General features: G+C 69.8%; 19 protein-coding genes. 5 read left to right on the plus strand and 14 right to left on the minus strand.

From position 1 onward, the window contains the following. Window positions 1-36 precede the first annotated feature (36 nt). A complete protein-coding gene (locus AAIB33_RS05465) occupies window positions 37-1,296 on the plus strand; it encodes a DUF349 domain-containing protein (RefSeq protein WP_345802547.1) in 1,260 nt (419 codons plus the stop codon). Between the two features lie 93 nt (window positions 1,297-1,389). Beyond that, the gene (locus AAIB33_RS05470) at window positions 1,390-1,965 is read left to right on the plus strand and encodes a type IV toxin-antitoxin system AbiEi family antitoxin (protein WP_345802548.1); all 576 of its coding nucleotides are present in this window, start codon (window positions 1,390-1,392) and stop codon (window positions 1,963-1,965) included. Here the strand turns inward: AAIB33_RS05470 and AAIB33_RS05475 are convergent. The 12 genes from AAIB33_RS05475 to pdxS form a co-directional block, all read right to left on the minus strand. Continuing rightward, a complete protein-coding gene (locus AAIB33_RS05475; RefSeq protein ID WP_345802549.1) occupies window positions 1,952-4,213 on the minus strand; it encodes a bifunctional (p)ppGpp synthetase/guanosine-3',5'-bis(diphosphate) 3'-pyrophosphohydrolase in 2,262 nt (753 codons plus the stop codon). The two genes, AAIB33_RS05470 and AAIB33_RS05475, sit on opposite strands and share 14 nt — an antisense overlap. A 59-nt stretch (window positions 4,214-4,272) precedes the next feature. Then, complete coding sequence (gene secF / locus AAIB33_RS05480; RefSeq protein ID WP_345802550.1) at window positions 4,273-5,262, minus strand: protein translocase subunit SecF; 990 nt, start codon at window positions 5,260-5,262, stop codon at window positions 4,273-4,275. After that, window positions 5,262-7,016: a protein translocase subunit SecD gene (gene secD, locus AAIB33_RS05485; protein WP_345802551.1), complete on the minus strand. Its 1,755-nt coding sequence runs from the start codon at window positions 7,014-7,016 to the stop codon at window positions 5,262-5,264. Before secD ends, secF begins: the two co-directional genes overlap by 1 nt. Window positions 7,017-7,055: 39 nt before the next feature. Continuing rightward, a complete protein-coding gene (locus AAIB33_RS05490) occupies window positions 7,056-7,454 on the minus strand; it encodes a preprotein translocase subunit YajC (RefSeq protein ID WP_345802552.1) in 399 nt (132 codons plus the stop codon). A gap of 84 nt (window positions 7,455-7,538) precedes the next feature. Beyond that, window positions 7,539-8,567 (minus strand): Holliday junction branch migration DNA helicase RuvB, encoded by a 1,029-nt coding sequence (gene ruvB, locus AAIB33_RS05495; RefSeq protein ID WP_345802553.1) that lies wholly within the window; start codon window positions 8,565-8,567, stop codon window positions 7,539-7,541. After that, window positions 8,560-9,180, minus strand: coding sequence for a Holliday junction branch migration protein RuvA (ruvA, locus tag AAIB33_RS05500; protein WP_345802554.1), 621 nt, complete (start codon window positions 9,178-9,180; stop codon window positions 8,560-8,562). The genes ruvB and ruvA overlap by 8 nt, the downstream gene beginning before the upstream one ends. 46 nt (window positions 9,181-9,226) lie before the next feature. Next, on the minus strand, window positions 9,227-9,805 hold the full coding sequence (gene ruvC, locus AAIB33_RS05505; RefSeq protein WP_345802555.1) for a crossover junction endodeoxyribonuclease RuvC: 579 nt from the start codon (window positions 9,803-9,805) through the stop codon (window positions 9,227-9,229). A gap of 48 nt (window positions 9,806-9,853) precedes the next feature. After that, the gene (locus AAIB33_RS05510; protein WP_345802556.1) at window positions 9,854-10,612 is read right to left on the minus strand and encodes a YebC/PmpR family DNA-binding transcriptional regulator; all 759 of its coding nucleotides are present in this window, start codon (window positions 10,610-10,612) and stop codon (window positions 9,854-9,856) included. Window positions 10,613-10,650: 38 nt separating this feature from the next. Further along, window positions 10,651-11,178, minus strand: a complete 528-nt coding sequence (locus AAIB33_RS05515; RefSeq protein WP_345802557.1) for a DUF1697 domain-containing protein — start codon at window positions 11,176-11,178, stop codon at window positions 10,651-10,653. Then, complete coding sequence (locus AAIB33_RS05520; RefSeq protein WP_345802558.1) at window positions 11,175-11,696, minus strand: hypothetical protein; 522 nt, start codon at window positions 11,694-11,696, stop codon at window positions 11,175-11,177. The genes AAIB33_RS05515 and AAIB33_RS05520 overlap by 4 nt, the downstream gene beginning before the upstream one ends. Before the next feature lie 32 nt (window positions 11,697-11,728). Beyond that, entirely contained in the window at window positions 11,729-12,334 is a 606-nt protein-coding gene (gene pdxT, locus AAIB33_RS05525) for a pyridoxal 5'-phosphate synthase glutaminase subunit PdxT (protein ID WP_345803385.1), read from the minus strand. Window positions 12,335-12,338: 4 nt separating this feature from the next. Beyond that, window positions 12,339-13,229 (minus strand): pyridoxal 5'-phosphate synthase lyase subunit PdxS, encoded by an 891-nt coding sequence (gene pdxS / locus AAIB33_RS05530; RefSeq protein WP_345802559.1) that lies wholly within the window; start codon window positions 13,227-13,229, stop codon window positions 12,339-12,341. A gap of 80 nt (window positions 13,230-13,309) precedes the next feature. Between pdxS and AAIB33_RS05535 the strand changes: the two genes are divergently transcribed. Next, window positions 13,310-14,644 carry an aminotransferase class I/II-fold pyridoxal phosphate-dependent enzyme gene (locus tag AAIB33_RS05535; RefSeq protein WP_345802560.1) on the plus strand — a complete coding sequence of 445 codons (1,335 nt, stop codon included), beginning with the start codon at window positions 13,310-13,312 and terminating at the stop codon, window positions 14,642-14,644. 7 nt (window positions 14,645-14,651) lie between these two features. Further along, a complete protein-coding gene (gene pdxY / locus AAIB33_RS05540; RefSeq protein ID WP_345802561.1) occupies window positions 14,652-15,503 on the plus strand; it encodes a pyridoxal kinase PdxY in 852 nt (283 codons plus the stop codon). Window positions 15,504-15,507: 4 nt separating this feature from the next. On the opposite strand, the gene AAIB33_RS05545 is transcribed toward pdxY, so the two are convergent. Both AAIB33_RS05545 and thrS read right to left on the minus strand, forming a co-directional pair. After that, the gene (locus AAIB33_RS05545; RefSeq protein WP_345802562.1) at window positions 15,508-16,062 is read right to left on the minus strand and encodes an HIT domain-containing protein; all 555 of its coding nucleotides are present in this window, start codon (window positions 16,060-16,062) and stop codon (window positions 15,508-15,510) included. Next, entirely contained in the window at window positions 16,059-18,068 is a 2,010-nt protein-coding gene (thrS, locus tag AAIB33_RS05550; RefSeq protein WP_345802563.1) for a threonine--tRNA ligase, read from the minus strand. The genes AAIB33_RS05545 and thrS overlap by 4 nt, the downstream gene beginning before the upstream one ends. Window positions 18,069-18,233: 165 nt before the next feature. Between thrS and AAIB33_RS05555 the strand changes: the two genes are divergently transcribed. Further along, on the plus strand, window positions 18,234-19,313 hold the full coding sequence (locus tag AAIB33_RS05555; RefSeq protein ID WP_345802564.1) for an alpha/beta hydrolase: 1,080 nt from the start codon (window positions 18,234-18,236) through the stop codon (window positions 19,311-19,313). Window positions 19,314-19,328 lie beyond the last annotated feature (15 nt).

Here is a 19,328-nt window from a genome sequence, read left to right on the forward strand (position 1 = left end):
CCCCGCAGGCGGCGAGAGCCGCATTGAGGTGCAATCGTGACTGCCGCAGCAGACCCCACTCAGACCGCCGACGCCGAGCCCTGGGGCCGCGTCGATGACGACGGCACCGTCTCGGTGCGCGAAGGCGACGACTGGCGCGTCGTGGGCCAGTTCCCCGACGGATCGCCCGAAGAGGCGCTCGCCTACTTCCAGCGCAAGTACACCGATCTCGCGAGCGAGGTGACCCTCCTCGAGGTTCGCCACCGCCGCGGCGGCGCCTCCGCGGCCGACCTGCGCTCCGCGGCGAAGACAGTCTCCGCGAAGATCTCCGGCGCCGCCGCCGTCGGCGACCTCGCGTCGCTCGAGAGCCGCGTCGCCGCGCTGACCGAGACGCTGTCCGCCGAGTCCGAGACGGAGGCCGCCGCGGCCCGCGAAGCCGTCGACGAGGCGGTCAAGACCCGCACCGAGCTCGTCGAGAAGGCCGAGGCGCTCGCGGCGCGCGACCCCCGCACCGTGCAGTGGAAGCAGGCCTCCGCCGAGCTGAGCGCGCTCTTCAACGAGTGGCAGTCGCAGCAGCAGAACGGCCCCCGACTGCCCAAGTCGACCGCCCAGCAGCTCTGGAAGCGATTCCGCGACGCGCGCGCCACGGTCGACAAGCACCGCCGCGAGTTCTACGCCGAGCTCGACGAGGCGCACAAGGAGGTCCGCGACCGCAAGACGCGGCTCGTCGAGAAGGCCGAGGCGCTCGCGCCCAAGGGCGAGGACGGCATCACGGCCTACCGCGAGCTGCTCGACCAGTGGAAGACGGCGGGCCGGGCAGGCAAGAAGGCCGATGACGCCCTCTGGGCGCGCTTCAAGGCCGCCGGCGACGCGCTCTACGGCGCGCGCAGCGAGCGTGAGACCGCCGACGCCGAGGCGTCGCGGGAGAAGATCGCCGCGAAGCGAGAGCTCCTCGAGGAGGCGAAGGCCGTCGCCGACGAGCGCGACATCGCCAAGGCCCGCTCGCTCCTGACGAGCATCCAGCGCCGCTGGGACGAGATAGGCCGGATCTTCCCGAGGGATGCCGAGCGCGGCCTCGACGACGACCTCCGCAAGATCGAGCAGGGGCTCCGCTCGCGCGAGGACGCCGACTGGAAGCGCAACGACCCCGAGCAGAAGGCCCGCGCCAACGACATGACGCGCCAGCTGACCGAGGCGATCGAGAAGCTCGAAGACGAACTGGCCGCCGCCGAGAAGTCCGGCGACAAGGCTGCCATCGCGAAGGCGTCCGAGGCGCTCGAAGCGCGGAAGGCCTGGCTGCGCGCTCTCGGCGGCTGAATCCGCTCCTGTTCAGCGCGACGTCGCGGCGGGTTCTCCACAAGGACACCGGAAGTGCGGTTCCGCGTCGGCGGGGTCGGGCACACTGCCCACATGACCTCACCGTTCCTGTACTTCCCCGGTGACCGCCTCTCCTCCGCCGAGCTCTCGGCGGCGCGGCTCGACGGCGACGTCGTCGAGCTGGGCGAGGCGTACATCCCGGCCGATGCGGTCGAGACGATGGGGCTGCGGGCGGGGTCGCTCGCCGGCATCCTGGGCGATCAGCTGGCGGCGACCCACCTGAGCGCCGCGTGGGTGCATGGCGCGCTCGACGAGCCGCCCGCGCGGCACACGGTGCAGCGCGCCGTCCCGTGGCGCCTGCACCAGGTGGTCGGTCGGCGCATCGTGTACCGCGACCCGAGCGTGCCGTCGGAGGATCTGTGGCGCATGGGCGGCGTCCTCGTGACGACGCCGCGACGCACGCTCGCCGACCTCGCGCGCGTGCCCGACGACGAGTACGCGGAAGCCGCGCGCCGGCTGGCCGACGTGACTCCCGGCCTCGCGCTCGATGCGGCGGCGTGGTTCGAGGAGCGCGGACCCGTCCCGCACAAGCGCACGGCGGTGGCGTTCCTGCGAGGGCTCGCGGCGCGCGAGCCCGTCGGCGCGGCGCAGGGCGTCAGGACGACGTGACGCGGTAGACGTCGTACACGGCGTCGATCCTGCGCACCGCGTTGAGCACCCGGTCGAGGTGGACGATGTCGCCCATCTCGAACACGTAGCGGCTGAGGGCGAGACGGTCGTTGGTCGTCTGCACGGAGGCCGAGAGGATGTTGACGTGATGCTCGCTGAGCACCCGCGTGATGTCGCTGAGCAGACCGGAGCGGTCCAGCGCCTCGACCTGGATCTGCACGAGGAAGACGCTCTTGGTCGTCGGCGCCCACTCGACGTCGATCATGCGCTCGGGGTCGGACATGAGCGATGCGACGTTGGTGCAGTCGGCGCGGTGCACCGAGACGCCGCTGCCGCGCGTCACGAAGCCGACGATCTGGTCGCCGGGCACGGGCGTGCAGCACTTGGCGAGCTTCACCAGGATGTCGGGGGCGCCGCGCACGAGCACGCCCGAATCGCCGCCCCGCGGCGCCCGTGAGCGTCCGACCTGCGGCAGGTCGATCGGTCCGGTCGTCGTGTCGTTGGCCGCGACGAGGGCCGTGACCTTCTCGATGACGGACTGCGTCGAGACGTGCCCCTCGCCCACCGCGGCGTACAGGGCGGAGACGTCCTCGTAGCGCAGCTGGGAGGCCACCTCGGCGAACGAGTCCTGGCTCATCAGGCGCTGCAGCGGCAGGTTCTGCCGGCGCATCGCTCGCGCGATCGCCTCCTTGCCCTGCTCGACGGCCTCTTCGCGGCGCTCCTTGGTGAACCAGCCGCGGATCTTGCTGCGCGCGCGGGTGCTCTTGACGAAGCCCAGCCAGTCCTGGCTGGGACCGGCATCCGGATTCTTCGACGTGAAGACCTCGACGACGTCGCCGCTCTTGAGCTCCGACTCGAGCGGCACGAGCCGTCCGTTGACCTTGGCGCCCATCGTGCGGTGGCCGACCTCGGTGTGCACGGCGTAGGCGAAGTCGACCGGCGTCGCGCCGGAGGGAAGGCCGATGACACGACCCTTCGGAGTGAAGACGTAGACCTCCTTCGCGCCGATCTCGAAGCGCAGGGAGTCGAGGAACTCGCCGGGGTCAGCCGTCTCGGCCTGCCAGTCCGAGATGTGCGCGAGCCACGCCATGTCGGCGTCGACCGACTTCGCGTCGGGCTTGCCTCCGGCCAGCTGCTCCTTGTACTTCCAGTGCGCCGCGACGCCGTACTCGGCCTGCTGGTGCATCTCGTTGGTGCGGATCTGGATCTCGACCGTGCGGCCGCCCGGACCGATCACCGTCGTGTGCAGCGACTGGTAGAGGTTGAACTTCGGGGTCGCGATGTAGTCCTTGAAGCGGCCCGGGAGCGGCGTCCAGCGCGCATGGATCGCGCCCAGCACCGCATAGCAGTCGCGGACGCTGCCGACGATGACGCGGATGCCGATGAGGTCGTAGATGTCGTCGAACTCGCGACCGCGGACGACCATCTTCTGGTACACGGAGTACAGCTGCTTCGGCCGGCCCATGACACGGCCGCGGATGCGCAGCTCGCGCAGGTCGTCGTCGACGGCGTTGATGACGTTGTGCACGTACTGCTCGCGCTGCGGCGTGCGCTGGCGCACGAGGCTCTCGATCTCGGCATAGAGCTTGGGATGCAGCGCGGCGAACGAGAGATCCTCGAGCTCGGCCTTGATCGTCTGGATGCCGAGGCGATGCGCGAGCGGAGCGTAGATCTCGAGGGTCTCGGTCGCCTTGCGGTGCGCCTTCTCGGGCGGCACGAAGCCCCACGTGCGCGCGTTGTGGAGGCGGTCGGCGAGCTTGATGAGGAGGACGCGGATGTCTTTCGACATCGCCACGATCATCTTGCGGACCGTCTCGGCCTGCGCGCTCTCGCCGTACTTGACCTTGTCGAGCTTCGTGACGCCGTCGACGAGCATCGCGACCTCGTCGCCGAAGTCCGCCGTCAGCTGGTCGAGCGAGTAGTCGGTGTCCTCGACGGTGTCGTGCAGCAGCGCGGCCGCGATCGCACGCGGGCCGAGCCCGAGATCCGCGAGGATCTGGGCGACGGCGAGCGGGTGCGTGATGTACGGCTCACCGCTCTGCCGCGTCTGCCCCGAGTGGGCCTGCTCGGCGACGGTGTACGCCCGCTCGACGATCGACAGATCGCCCTTGGGGTGGTGCGTGCGGACCGTGCGCAGGAGCTGCTCGACGTCGTCGCGCCGGGCCGACCGCGAGAAGATCCTCGGGACGAGCCGGCGCAGTGACGACGTCTGCGACGTGCCGGCGGGCGCGGGGACGGTCTCGGTCATACCGGTCGTCCCCCCTCCGCTGGATCCGTCAATCCTACGCCCGTGGGATTCCCCGCCGGTCAGGCCGGGACGCCGGCCCGCTCGCGCGACTGCAGCACACGCTGATCGCGCGACTTGATCGCGGGCTCGTTCTCACGCAGCAGCGAGTAGAGCGGCGCCGCGACGAAGATCGTCGAGTACGCGGCCACGATCGTTCCCACGAAGATCGACAGCGAGATGTCGGTCAGCGTCTGCGCACCGAGCGCGAATGCGCCGATGAACAGGATCGCGCCCGTCGGCAGCACCGCCACGACCGTCGTGTTGATCGATCGGACGAGGGTCTGGTTGACCGCGAGGTTGACCGATTCGCCGAACGTGCGGCCGGAGACCTCGCCGTCCTCGCTCGTGTTCTCCCTGATCTTGTCGAACACGACAGTGGTGTCGTACAGGGCGTACGACAGGATCGTCAGGAAGCCGATGATGGCGGCGGGCGAGATCTCGAAGCCGAACAGCGCGTAGACGCCGATCGTGATGATGAGGACGTCGACGAGGCCGATGATCGCCGCGGCGGACATCTTCCACGTGCGGAAGTACAGGCCGAGGATGACGAATGTCAGCGCGAGGAAGATCGCGAGACCCCACAGCGACTGGCGGGTGACATCGGCTCCCCAGCTGGGTCCGATGAACGACGTCGTGACCTCGCTCTCATCGACGTTGTAGGCGTCGGCGAGGGCCGTCGTGACCTGGCGCGTCTCGGCGGAGGTCATCTGGTTGGTCTGGACGCGGATCGTGTCCTCGCCGATCGTGGTGACCTTGGTCGTGGCATCCGGGACGACGGAGTGCACGGCCGCCGTCGCGGTGTCCTGATTGGTGTCGGAGACACCCGAGACGGTGAACTGCGATCCGCCCGTGAACTCGATCGAGAACTGGATGGGACGGAACAGCGGCACGAGCACCGAGCCGAGCACGAGTGCCGCGGCGATGATGAACCACAGGTTGCGGCGCCCGACGAACGGGAAGGAGGTCTTTCCCGTGTAGAGGTCGTTGCCGAGCTGATTCATGGAGCGCATCAGTCGTCTCCCTCCTTGCGGGTCGTGCTCGGTTTGTCCTTGACGGCCGTCGTGGTCTTCGGCGCGTCGGATGCCGCGAGCTCCGCCTGCTTGCGCTCGGCGATCGTCTGGCGGCGCTCGGCCTCGCCGCGGGAGCGGGCGTTGCGGCGGTTCGCCTGCGTGCTCGGGCCGGTCGTGACGGGGGTGCGGAACTGCGCACGTCCGCGGTAGACCGCGCCGAGAGCCTCGGGATCCATGCCGGAGAGCCGGTGACCGGAGCCGAAGAACTTCGTCCGGGCGAGCAGCTGCATCACGGGGTGCGTGAAGAGGATGAAGATCAGCACGTCGATCGCGGTCGTGAGACCGAGCGTGAAGGCGAAGCCCTTCACGGTGGCGTCGGCGAGGATGTACAGCACGACGGCCGCGAGGATGTTGATCGACTTCGAGATGTAGATCGTCCGCTTGGCGCGACCCCAGCCGTCTTCCACGGCCCCCGTGATCGACTTGCCGTCGCGCAGCTCGTCTCGGATGCGCTCGAAGTACACGATGAACGAGTCGGCCGTGAAGCCGATCGACACGATGAGACCCGCGACGCCGGCGAGCGACAGGCGGAAGCCCATGCGCCAGGCCAGGATGCAGATCGTGATGTACGTCAGGACGCCCATCACGATGAGCGAGGCGATGATCACGAAGCCCAGCGCGCGGTAGACGATGAGCGAGTAGACGGCGACGAGTGCGAGGCCGATGAGACCCGCGATGAGGCCGATGGCCAGCTGCTGGGAGCCGAGCGTCGCCGAGATCGTGTCGGAGCTGACGACCTCGAAGCTCAGCGGAAGGGCGCCGTACTTCAGCTGGTCGGCGAGCGTCTTGGCGGACTCCTGCGTGAAGTTGCCCGTGATGCTCGGCTTGCCGTCGAGGATCACGCCCTGCATCGCGGGGGCCGACAGCACGTTGCCGTCGAGGACGAACGCGAACTGGTTGAGCGGTGCCTGCTGGCCGTAGAGACGCTGGCTGATCTCGCCGAACGTCTCGGTGCCCTTGCTGTCGAAGACGAGGTTGACCGCCCACACGCCGTTGTTCTGCTGCAGGCCGTACGTCGCGTCGGAGATCGATGAGCCGTCGAGCTCGACCGGTCCGAGGATGTACTTGGCCGTGCCGTCGACGTCGCACGTGATGAGCGGCTCGTCGGCCGGCTCGGACGCGGGATTGTTCGACTTGTCGCTGCAGTCGTACGCGAGGAACTCCGCCTGCAGTGCGGGGGTGATCCACGCCGGGTCGCTCGCGTTGGTGGGTGATGCCGTCGGCGTCGCGACGAGCGACGGGTCGGGCGTCGGGTACGGCGTGTTCTTGCCGTCGTCGCCGACGAACGTGTTGGCCGGCGCGCCCGCGTACAGGACGGGACGCAGCTGCAGCTGCGCCGACGCCTCGATGCGCTGGCGCGTCTGGTCGTCGGCCTCGCCCGGGATCTGGACGACGATGTTCTTGCCGCCCTCGGTCGTCACCTCGGCCTCGCCGACACCGGAGGCGTCGACGCGCTGGCGGATGATCGTGACCGCCTGGTTCATCTGCTCCTGCGACGGGTCGGCACCGTCGGTCGTCTGGGCCTCCAGGATGATCTGGGTGCCGCCCTGGAGGTCGAGCGCGAGCTCGGGTGTCCAGGAGCTCTCCTTGAAGACGTAGACGCCGAGAGCGTTGATGCCGAACAGGATGGCGATGATCGCGCCGAGGCCGATCAGTGCGCGCCAGGCATGCCGGACGGGAGTGGAAGTCGCCACGAGGGTCAGCTTTCTGAAGTGCCCGAAGAGGGCAGAGGGTCAGGCCTTGGGCTTGGAGTCCGTGTCGTCGTCACGGTCGTCGATGGCGACGTCGTCGACGGCGTCGGCTTCGGACTGGACGAACTCGTCCTCGGTCACGGCGCCGACGGTGGGGTCGACGACGCGGAGGATGGCCTGGCTGTGGACCTTGATGTCGACGCCCGGCGCGATCTCGACGATGGCGGGCTGGTCGAGGTTGTCGGGGTCGTACGCGACGATCGTGCCGTACAGGCCGCCCTGGAGCAGCACCTCGGCACCGGGGACCGTCTGGCGGGCCTTCGCCTCCTGCTCGGCCTTCTGCTTGGCCATCCGGCGGCGCGAGCTCCAGAACATGAAGACCAGGAGCACGACCAGCAGGATGATCAAGCCGTAGTTGCTGAAGAACGAGGCGAAGTCCATGGAGGAGAGGGGACCTTTCGGGGTCAGGCGCGCGCCGTGGCGGCGCTGCCTTGGAGAAGGAGGATCGGCGAAAGCCTCCAAGGATTATAGGTCATCGAATCTCAGCGCCGAGTCGGCGTAGGCGACCCCCAGGTGCGCGTAGGCCTCGGGCATCGCGATGCGCCCGCGCGGCGTCCTCCCGAGGAACCCGATGCGCACGAGGTACGGCTCCACGACCGACTCGATCGTCTCGCCCTCCTCGCCCACCGTGACGGCGAGTGTGCTGAGTCCGACGGGGCCGCCGCGGAAGCGCCTGACGACGGCGTCGAGCACCGCGCGGTCGAGTCGATCGAGACCGATCGCGTCGACGTCGTAGAGGTCGAGCGCCGCGCCGACGATGCGGGAATCGGCTCCCCCGCCGTCGCCGTGCACCACGAGGTAGTCGCGGACGCGCCGGAGCAGCCGGTTCGCGATGCGGGGCGTTCCGCGCGAGCGGCGCGCGATCTCGGCTCGCGGGTCGGGAGGGAGGTCGACGCCGAGCATGAGGGCCGAGCGCTCGACGACGCGCTCGAGCTCTTCAGGCTCGTAGTACTCGAGGTGCGCCGTGAAGCCGAAGCGGTCGCGCAGCGGATTGGGCAGAAGCCCCGACCGGGTCGTCGCCCCCACGAGCGTGAACGGAGCGAGATCGAGGGGGATGCTCGTGGCCCCGGCGCCCTTGCCCACCATGATGTCGATGCGGAAGTCCTCCATCGCGAGGTACAGCATCTCCTCGGCGGAGCGCGCCATCCGGTGGATCTCGTCGATGAAGAGCACCTCGCCGGGCGTGAGGCTGGACAGGAGCGCCGCCAGGTCGCCGGCGTGCTGGATCGCCGGGCCGCTCGACAGCCGCAGCGGCCGGCCGCTCTCGTGCGCGACGATCATCGCCAGCGTCGTCTTGCCGAGTCCGGGAGGCCCCGAGAGCAGGATGTGGTCGGGCGGGCGCTGCTGGATGCGGGCCGCGTCGAGGAGAAGCTGCAGCTGACCGCGCACCTTGTGCTGCCCGACGAACTCCGCGAGCGAGGCGGGCCGCAGGGCGCCCTCGATCGCGAGCTCGGTCTCGTCGACGGGCTCCCCCGGGTTCCTCGCCTCATCCACCGGCGTGCTCCTTGCGCGCGGGGCCGAGCGCGGCGAGCGTCAGGCGCAGCAGCGCCTGCACCGAGGCGCGGTCGGGTGCGGAAGCATCGTCGGCGACCGTCGCGACGGCCTCGGCGGCCGTGCGCTCCGACCAGCCCAGGCCGACCAGGGCCTGCGTGACCTGCGCGACCACGGCGGTGGAGGCATCCATCCGCACGGCGGGAGCGGGATGCACGGCGGCGAGCTTCCCGGCGAGCTGCACCACGATGAGCTTGGCCGTCTTGGGGCCGATGCCGGAGACGCGACGGAAGGGGGCGTCGTCGTCGGCCGCGACGGCGTCGGCGATCTGGTTCACCGTGAGCGTCGAGAGCACTCCGAGCGCGGATTTGGGCCCGACCCCCGTCACCCCGAGGAGCAGCGTGAAGACGCCGAGCTCGTCACGGGACTCGAAGCCGAAGAGCGACAGCGCGTCCTCGCGCACGATGAGCGTCGTGTGCAGGTGCAGCTCGTCGCCGAGGTGGGCCGTGTGCACGACCTGCGGCGGGACGGCGACCGACAGGCCGACGCCACCGACTTCGACGACGACGGAGTCGACGTCGGTGTGCACGACGCGCCCGCGGACGGAGGAGATCATGCTTCGAGCCTAGGGAGGGGTTCGGACTTTTGTTCGACCGACACGCTCAGCGCCGCGCGAGGCGCTCCGCGTCGGCCCAGGCGCGCTGGGCAGGCGTCAGCACGGCCCCGCGGGTCGACGGCGCTGAAGGCCCGCCCGACCGCCACGCGTGACAGAGGGCGAGGGCGAGCGCGTCGGCGGCGTCCGCGGGCTTGGGCAGCTCGTCGAGACGGAGGACGCGCGCGACCATCGTCTGCACCTGGCGCTTGTCGGCGTTGCCGTAGCCCGTGATGGCCGCCTTCACCTCCGACGGCGTGTGCGTCTCGGCGGGGAGCCCTCGCTCGGCGGCGAGGAGCAGCGCGACGCCGCTCGCCTGGGCCGTGCCCATGACCGTGCTGCGGTTCTGCTGGGCGAAGACCCGCTCCACCGCGACCACCTGCGGGTCGTGCTCCTCGAGCACGGCACGGATGCCGGCGGCGATCGTCGCCAGGCGCCGCTCGATCGGCAGCTCCGGATCGGAGCGGACGACCCCGACGTGAACGAGCGTCGCCGAGCGGTCGCGCGCGACATCGACCACGCCGATGCCGCACCGCGTGAGCCCGGGATCGACCCCGAGAACGCGGAGGGAGGCGGGCGCGGGAGTCACTCCCCCACGGTAGGCGCGGCGGCGAGGTGAGTCAGCCAGGCGCGCGGCTCAGTCCTCTTCTTCGAGCTCGGCCTGCACCTCGGCGTTGAGATCGAAGTTGGCGTAGACGTTCTGCACGTCGTCGCTGTCCTCGAGGGCGTCGATGAGGCGGAAGACCTTGCGCGCCGTCTCGGCGTCGATCTCGACCTTCAGGTTGGGCACGAATTCGACGTCCGCCGACTCGTAGTCGATGCCGGCGTCCTGCAGCGCCGAGCGCACCGTCACGAGGTCGGTCGCCTCGGTGATGACCTCGAAGCCCTGCGCGTGCGGCTCGACCTCTTCGGCGCCCGCCTCGAGCACGGCGAGCATGACGTCGTCCTCGCTCGTGCCCTCGCCCGAGACGACGACGACGCCCTTGCGGGTGAAGTTGTACGCGACGCTGCCGGGGTCGGCGAGCGTGCCGCCGTTGCGGGTGAGCGCCGTGCGCACCTCGGCCGCCGCGCGGTTCTTGTTGTCGGTCAGACACTCGATCATGAGCGCGACGCCGTTGGGGCCGTAGCCCTCGTACGTGATCGACGCGTACTCGACCGACTCGCCGCCGATGCCGGCGCCGCGCTTGATCGCGCGGTCGATGTTGTCCTTCGGGACCGACGTCTTCTTGGCCTTGAGGACGGCGTCGAACAGGGTCGGGTTTCCCTGCAGGTCGGGGCCGCCCAGCTTGGCGGCTACTTCGATGTTCTTGATGAGCTTCGCCCACGACTTGGCACGACGCGCGTCGACGACGGCCTTCTTGTGCTTCGTGGTGGCCCATTTGGAGTGCCCGGACATGCGCTCGATTCTACCGGCGGCGAGCACCTCCCCCGACGTCAGGGCGCGAGCTTGCGGAGCGTGCGCAGATTGCGATTGGTCGTCCGGGCCTTGAGGGCCTTGCGCGCGAGCACCTTCGCGAACGGCGAGTCGGTCGTCGTGCCCTTCACCGGATTCCAGTAGACGACGCCCGGTCCGGGACGCACGGGGTCGACGGCGGGATCGAGGGATGCCGCGGCATCCACCAGCTCGTCTCTCGTCGCGTCGTCGAGGCAGAAGACGACCCACGGCTGGCGACCGGCGTCGGACTCGTCGAACGGGAAGGCGTCGATCGCCGCCGAGAGCTCGGCCTGCGTCACGAGCAGGATCCAGGCGTCGTAGCCGAATCGCGCCCTCAGCGCCTCCTCGATCGTCGCCTTCAGCCCGGCGCGAGCCGACCCATCGGCTTCGAAGAGGACGTTGCCGCTCGCGAGGACGGTCCGCACGCCCTCGAAGCCGAGCCCGCGGAACACGTCGGCGAGGTCGGCGCTGCGGATCGTGATGCCGCCGACGTTCACGCCCCGGAGGAGCGCGACCCACTCGGTCACAGCGCGAACTCGAACCCGAAGCGGGACGACAGCAGCGCGACGAGGTCGCGCGGCATCTTCGTGAGATAGGCCGGTGCCGGCACGAGGGTCTCGGGAGCGCCGATGAAGGGGAAGTAGACCGGGCCGTCGGTCAGCGCCTCCACGGCGTCGCGGACGGCGATGATGTCGGAGCCGATGCGGCGGAGAGCCCCCAGCGTGATGGGTGAGGCCAGGCGGAGCGTGTCGCTCACCGGCATCCGCCAGTGCGGGAGCGTGTCACCGCGCCGGGCGTGCTCGTCCTCCGTCAGAGGACCGAGGATGCGTCCCCACGCACCGATGCCGGGCATCGAGAGCGTCCGATCCCACACGAAGATCGTGTCGCCGGGCTCCGTGAAGCCCACGAGCTCGTGGGACCACTCGAATCGCCGGTCGTCGGACGACTTCGGCGCGCTGAGGGCATCGCCCACGACACCGCGCGACGGAGCGATCATCCAGTACCGCTCCTCGGGATGATCCCGCCACCAGTCGTTGATCCCCATGCGTGAAATCTAACCCGCCGGGGCCGCGATCCTCAGGCTGCGGCGCGCACGCTGTGGAGGAACCGCTCGTGGAAGCGGGTCTCGCCCGAGACCTCGGGGTGGAACGCCGTCGCCAGCAGCGGACCCTGCTCGACCGCCACGACGCCGCCGTCGGGGAGCGTCGCGAGTGCCGTCGCCCTCTCCCCCACGGCCGTGACGAGCGGCGCGCGGATGAACGTCGCGTGCACGGGCGAACCGTCGAAGCCCTCGACGGCGAGGTCGGTCTCGAACGAGTCGACCTGACTGCCGAACGCGTTGCGGGCGACGACGACGTCGAGGCCGCCGAAGGTCTCCTGCCCGTCGATCGCACCGGTGATGCGGTCGGCGAGCATGATCATCCCGGCGCACGTCCCGTACACGGGCATGCCGGCCGCGATCGCCTCGCGGATCGGGCCCTGCATGTCGAAGGCGCGGGAGAGCTTGTCGATGACGCTCGACTCGCCGCCCGGGATGACGAGCCCGTCGACCGCCGCGAGCTCGGAGGGGCGCCGCACGAGCGACACCTCCGCCCCGAGATCGCGGAGGACGTGGGCGTGCTCGCGCACGTCGCCCTGAAGGGCCAGGATGCCGACGTGCGGCGTGCGACCGGAGGCGCTCAGCGCGTCACCAGCCGCGCTCGGCGAGACGGTGAGGCGCGGGCAGGTCGGACACGTTGATGCCGACCATCGCCTCGCCGAGGCCGCGCGAGACGTCGGCGATGACCTTGGGGTCGTCGTAGAACGTCGTCGCCTTGACGATCGCCGCTGCGCGCTCGGCCGGGTTGCCCGACTTGAAGATGCCCGAGCCGACGAAGACGCCGTCGGCGCCCATCTGCATCATCATCGCGGCGTCGGCAGGCGTCGCGACGCCGCCGGCGACGAAGAGGACGACGGGGAGCGTGCCCGTCTCGGCGACCTCGGCGACGAGCTCGTAGGGCGCCTGCAGCTCCTTGGCGGCGACATACAGCTCGTCCTTCGTGAGCGACTTCAGGACGTTGATCTCGCTCGTGATCTTGCGGATGTGCTTGGTCGCCTCGGAGACGTCGCCCGTGCCGGCCTCGCCCTTGGAGCGGATCATCGCGGCGCCCTCGTTGATGCGGCGCAGGGCCTCGCCGAGGTTCGTCGCACCGCAGACGAAGGGGACCGTGAAGCCCCACTTGTCGATGTGGTTCACGTAGTCGGCCGGCGAGAGCACCTCGGACTCGTCGATGTAGTCGACGCCCAGCTCCTGCAGCACCTGCGCCTCGACGAAGTGGCCGATGCGGGCCTTCGCCATGACGGGGATCGAGACGGCCTCGATGATGCCGTCGATCATGTCGGGGTCGCTCATGCGCGAGACGCCGCCCTGCGCGCGGATGTCGGCGGGGACCCGCTCGAGCGCCATGACCGCGACGGCGCCGGCATCCTCGGCGATCTTTGCCTGATCGGGGGTGACGACGTCCATGATGACGCCGCCCTTGAGCATCTCGGCGAGACCGCGCTTGACGCGGGAGGAACCGGTGGTGGGGGAAGACATGGATAGACTCCTACGGGATTGGCCTAGGCCAAAAGATAGCACGGCCCAGCACGAACATTTCACGGCTCGGAGGGAGCTCGATGGACGACGAGATCGTGGGCGGCACGGCGATCGAGATCGCCGAGAGCGTGCGCCGCCTGCTCGACCGCGGAGCGCTCGCGCCCGGCGACGCCCTTCCTCCCGTCCGTGCTCTCGCCGATCGGCTGCACGTCAACCGCAACACCGTCATGGCGGCCTACGGTCAGCTCGCACGAGCCGGTGTCGTCGTCACGCGCGGGCGCGGCGGCACGAGCGTCGCCGACCGTGCCCCGGTGGCGCAGGAGGGCTTCGCGAGCGACAGCGTGCTGCGTGACGTGGGCACCGGGAACCCCGATCCGGACCTCATCCCCGATCCCTCCGCCGCGCTCGCCCGCGTCGCCGGTCGTCCCGTCCTCTACGGCGAGCCCGTCATCGACCCCGATCTCGCCGCCTGGGCGGATGCGTGGATGCGGGATGCCGTCGATCCGGCGCTCCCGTTCGGCCTGACCGTCACGAGCGGGGCGTCGGACGCGATCGAGCGACTGCTCGCGCAGGCGCTCACGCGCGACGATGCGGTGGCCCTCGAGGACCCGTGCTTCCTCGCGAGCATCCACACCGTGCGTCTGGGCGGCTACCGGCCCGTCGCGGTGCCGGTCGACGACGAGGGGATGACGGTCGACGGCCTGCGCTCGGCGCTGGCCGACGGCGTCCGGGCGGTCGTCTGCACACCCCGCGCGCAGAACCCGACGGGCGCGAGCCTCAGCGCCCGGCGGGCGCAGGAGCTGCGGGCCGTGCTCGCCGACCACCCGTACGTCCTCGTGATCGAGGACGACCACTTCGCGATGCTGTCGTCCCGGCCGTACCACTCGCTCATCGGGCCCGGTCATCGCCGGTGGGCGCTCGTGAGGTCGGTGTCGAAGTTCCTCGGGCCCGACATGTGCCTCGCGATCGCGGCATCCGATCCCCGCACCGCCGAGCGGCTCGCGATGCGCCTCACGCCCGGCACGACCTGGGTCAGCCACCTGCTGCAGCGGCTCACCCACGCCCTCGTCACCGACGAGGGCGTGCTCGCCGGGATCGCGGAGGCGGGCGCGCACTACGCAGAGCGCAACGCCGCATTCGCCGCGCGGCTCACCGCGCACGGCGTGCCCGCCGCAGCCGGCGACGGCCTCAACCTGTGGGTCCGCGTGCCGTTCGCCGCGCGCGACGTCACCGAGCGGCTCATGCGTCGGGGCTGGCTCGCGCGGCCGGGTGACGAGTTCGTCCTCGGCGACGATGACGCCGCCCACCACCTGCGCCTGACCGTCCACGACCTCGACGACGAGGACGCCGAGCAGCTCGCGACGGACCTCGCGGCCGCCGTGCGCGCCGGGGACCTCGTGCGCAAGGTGGGATGATCGACCGGTGAAGATCCTCTCGATCCAGTCCGCGGTCGCCTACGGTCACGTCGGCAACTCCGCCGCCGTCTTCCCGCTGCAGCGGATCGGCGTCGAAGTCCTGCCGGTCTACACGGTGAACTTCTCCAACCACACGGGATACGGCGCCTGGCGCGGCCCGCTCATCGCGCCGAGCGACGTCGCGGACGTCATCACGGGCATCGAGGAGCGCGGCGCGTTCGGCGACATCGACGTCGTGCTGTCGGGCTATCAGGGCAGCGAGGGCATCGGCGACGTCATCCTGGATGCGGTGGCGCGGGTCAAGGCGGCGAACCCGTCGGCGATCTACTCCTGCGACCCCGTGATGGGCAACGCGAAGTCGGGATGCTTCGTCGCTCCCGCCATCCCGATCCTTCTCCGCGAGCGGGTCGTCCCCCGGGCCGACATCATCACGCCGAACCAGTTCGAGCTCGGCTTCCTCACCGGCACCGAGCCCGCCGACCTCGAGTCGACGCTCGCATCGGCCGATCTCGCACGCGACCTGGGCCCGCGGACCGTCCTCGTGACGAGCGTCGAGCGCCCCGACCGCCCGGAGGGCACGATCGAGATGCTCGTCGTCACGGACGACGGCGCGTGGATCGTGCAGACGCCGCAGATCCCGATGAAGGCCAACGGCTCGGGCGACGTCACGGCGGCGCTCTTCACCGCGCACTACCGCGAGACGGGCGATGCGGCCCTCGCCCTCGCGCGCACGACCTCGAGCGTCTTCGACCTGCTGCAGAACACCTTCGACTCCGGGCAGCGCGAGCTCCAGCTCGTCGAGTCGCAGGAGGCGTACGCGCACCCCCGTCTGCAGTTCGAGGTGCGTCAGGTGCGCTGAGCGCTCAGGCGTCCCACGCGGCGGCGACGGACTGGCGCACCTCGCCCAGCAGCTGCGGCAGCGCCTTCGTCTTCGCGATGATGGGGAAGAAGTTGGCGTCCGTCGCCCACCTCGGCACGATGTGCTGGTGCAGGTGGGCGTCGACCCCGGCCCCCGCCACACTCCCCTGGTTCATGCCGATGTTGAAGCCGTCGCACCGCGACGCGGCGCGCAGCACGTGCATCGCGCGCTGCGTCAGCGCTCCGATCTCGGCGACCTCCTCCGCGGTCGCCTCGTCGTACGTCGAGATGTGACGGTACGGGCAGACGAGGAGGTGGCCCGAGTTGTACGGGAAGAGGTTCAGCAGCACGTAGGACGTGACGCCGCGGTGCACGATGAGCCCGTCGGCGTCCGACATCCCGGGCGCGGCGCAGAACGGGCACGTCTCGCGGTGCGGCTCCGGCCCCGCCGAGATGTACGCCATGCGGTGGGGCGTCCACAGCCGCTGGAACTCGTCGGGGACGCCGGGGAGCGTGCTCGCCTCGACGAGTCTCGCGTCCCCGGCGTCGCCGTCGCTCAAGCGAAGTCCTCGCTCGTGCTGACGAGCGCCTTCGAGTCGATCGCCGCGCGCACGCGGGCGACGGCCTCATCGATCGGGATGCCGTTGAGCTGGGATCCGTCGCGGAACCGGAACGACACCGTACCCGCCGACCGGTCCTGCTCCCCCGCGATCAGGATGAGCGGCACCTTGTGCGTCGTGTGGTTGCGGATCTTCTTCTGCATGCGATCGTCGCTGCGATCGAGCTCCGCCCGCACCTCGACGCCCCGCAGGCGGTCGACGACCTCGCCGAGATAGTCGGCGTACTCGTCGGCCACGGGGATGCCCACGACCTGCACGGGCGAGAGCCACACCGGGAAGTCGCCGGCGTAGTGCTCGAGGAGGATCGCGAAGAACCGCTCGATCGAGCCCATGAGGGCGCGGTGGATCATGACCGGACGCTTCTTCTCACCGTCTCGGTCGGTGAACTCGAGGTGGAAGCGCTCGGGCAGGTTGAAGTCGATCTGCACGGTCGACAGCTGCCACGTGCGGCCGAGCGCGTCCTTCGTCTTGAGGTCGATCTTCGGGCCGTAGAAGGCGGCCTCGCCCGGCACCTCGGTGAGCTTGAGCCCGGATGCCTGCGCGACACGCCGTAGCGCGTCGGTGGCCTCCGCCCAGTGCGCCTCGTCGCCGATCCACTTCGACTTCTCGTCGTCGCGCATCGAGAGCTCGAGCTCGAACTCCGTGAGGCCGAAGTCGCGCAGGAGCGACAGCACGAAGTCGAGGACCTTGCCCGCCTCGTCCTCGAGCTGGTCGGGCGTGACGAAGAGGTGCGCGTCGTCCTGGGTGAAGCCGCGCACCCGCGTGAGGCCGTGCAGGGCGCCGGAGAGCTCGTTGCGGTAGACGGTGCCGTTCTCGGCCAGGCGCATCGGGAGATCCCGGTAGCTGCGTGCGCGCTCGCGGTAGATCAGGATGTGCATCGGGCAGTTCATCGGCTTGAGGTAGTAGTCGATGCCCTGCTTGGTGATCTCGCCGTGCTCGTCGCGTTCCTCATCGAGGCGGATGGGCGGGAACATGCCCTCCTTGTACGTCACGAGGTGGTTGGACTCGATGAAGAGATCCTTCTTCGTGATGTGCGGCGTGTAGACGTAGGTGTAGCCGCCGGCGATGTGGCGGCGACGGGCGTGCTGCTCCATCTCCCCGCGGACGATGCCGCCCTTCGGGTGCCACACGGACAGGCCGGACCCGATCTCGTCGGGGAACGAGAACAGGTCGAGCTCCTTGCCGAGCTTGCGGTGATCGCGCTTGGCGGCCTCCTCCAGACGCAGCTGGTAGGCGCGCAGATCGTCCTTGGTCGGCCACGCGGTGCCGTAGATGCGCTGCAGCTGCGGGTTCTTCTCGCTGCCGCGCCAGTAGGCGCCGGCGATGCGCGTGAGGTCCCAGCCGTTGCCCAGGACACGGGTGCCCGAGACGTGCGGTCCACGGCAGAGGTCCTTCCATACCGTCTCGCCGTCGCGGTTCACGTTGTCGTAGATCGTGAGCTCGCCCGCGCCGACCTCGACGCTCGCACCCTCTGCGGCCTCCTTGGAACCGCCCTTCAAGCCGATGAGCTCGAGCTTGAACGGCTCGTCGGCCAGCTCCGCGCGCGCTTCGTCGTCGGTCACGACGCGGCGCACGAACCGCTGGTTCTCGCGCACGATCCGTTCCATCTCCTTCTTGATGGCCTTCAGGTCATCGGGAGTGAAGGGGTCGTCCACGCCGAAGTCGTAGTAGAAGCCGTCGGTGATCGGAGGACCGATCCCGAGGTTCGCCTGCGGCTTGATCCGCTGCACGGCCTGCGCGAGCACGTGCGCCGTCGAGTGGCGCAGGATGGCGAGGCCGTCGGCGCTCTCGATCGTCACCGGCTCGACGGCATCCGTCTGGTGGACGACCGTCGCGAGGTCTTTCAGCTCGCCGTTGACACGGAGGGCGACCACGGAGCGGTCGGGGAACAGGGCGAAGCCGTCGGCGGGGAAGGCCACGTCCGACGAAGGGGCGACGTCAGTCAAGGGAGATCTCCAAGATGTGGTTCGGTCAAGGCTACCGTTCGCCGTGTCGCACAGAATCCAGTGACGCGGACGCACCCTTGCCAATATGCTGAATCGTCGCGCGGGCGGGGCAAGTGGGGGCTCAACCTCGACGACGCAGGTCATGGCATCCGTTCGGGGGCTGATATGAGCGATGGCGACGCAGTGGGCACGGTCACGGATGCCCACGACCGGGTTCGACGGCCGCTTCGGTGCGGCGAGCCGACCGTGTACGAGTTCACGACGGAGGACGGCGTCCGGCTTCAGCTGACGCGGTTCCAGGGCGGCACGAAGGGGCCCGTCATCCTGACGCCCGGCTTCGGCACCTCGTCGATCGCGTACACGATCGACACGACCGAGACGAACTTCCCGGAGTACCTCTACGAGCACGGGTACGACGTGTGGGTGCTCGACTACCGGGCCAGTCCCCTGCTGCCGTCGGCGAGCACGCAGTTCACCCTCGACGACATCGCCCGATACGACTATCCGGCTGCGGTCGACAAGGTGCGCGAGGAGTCGGGCGCCGCGGACGTGCAGATCGTCGCGCACTGCGTCGGCTCGCTGACGATGCTCATGGCCCTCGGGCTGAAGCTGCAGGGCGTGCGCTCCGCCGTCGCATCGCAGGTGACCCTGCATCCCCGGGGCGGCACGCTCAACGAGCTGCGCGCCGGCATCTACGCCGGCAACATCCTCGACGCGCTCGGCTTCGACACCCTGACGACCGAGTTCGACGACGACCCGTCGTGGGGCGAGAAGCTGTACGACAGGGCGCTCGCCGTCTACCCGTCGGGCGATGAGCCGTGCGACCGGCCGTTCTGCCGACGCGTCATGTTCATGTACGGCGAGGTCTACGACCACGACAAGCTCAACGATGAGACGCACGACCACCTCGAGGAGGCGTTCGGCGTCGCCAACATCCGCACCCTGACCCACGTCACGAAGATGCTGCGCGCCGACCACGCCGTGAGCTGGGACGGCGACCACGACTACCTCGACGACGTCGAGGGGCTCAAGGTGCCGATCGCCTTCCTGCACGGCGAGAACAACCGCCTCTTCCTGCCCGAGGGCAGCAAGCTCACCTACGAGTTCCTGATCGAGCGCAACGGACCCGAGCTGTACTCGCGCCACGTCATCCCGGACTACGCCCACATGGACTGCTTCATCGGGAAGGATGCCGCGCGCGACGTCTATCCCACGATCACCGCCCAGCTCGACCTGCACAACTGAACGAACCAGGAGCAG

This window comes from Microbacterium sp. AZCO (genome assembly GCF_039614715.1).
In the GTDB taxonomy this organism is placed as follows: Bacteria; Actinomycetota; Actinomycetes; order Actinomycetales; family Microbacteriaceae; genus Microbacterium.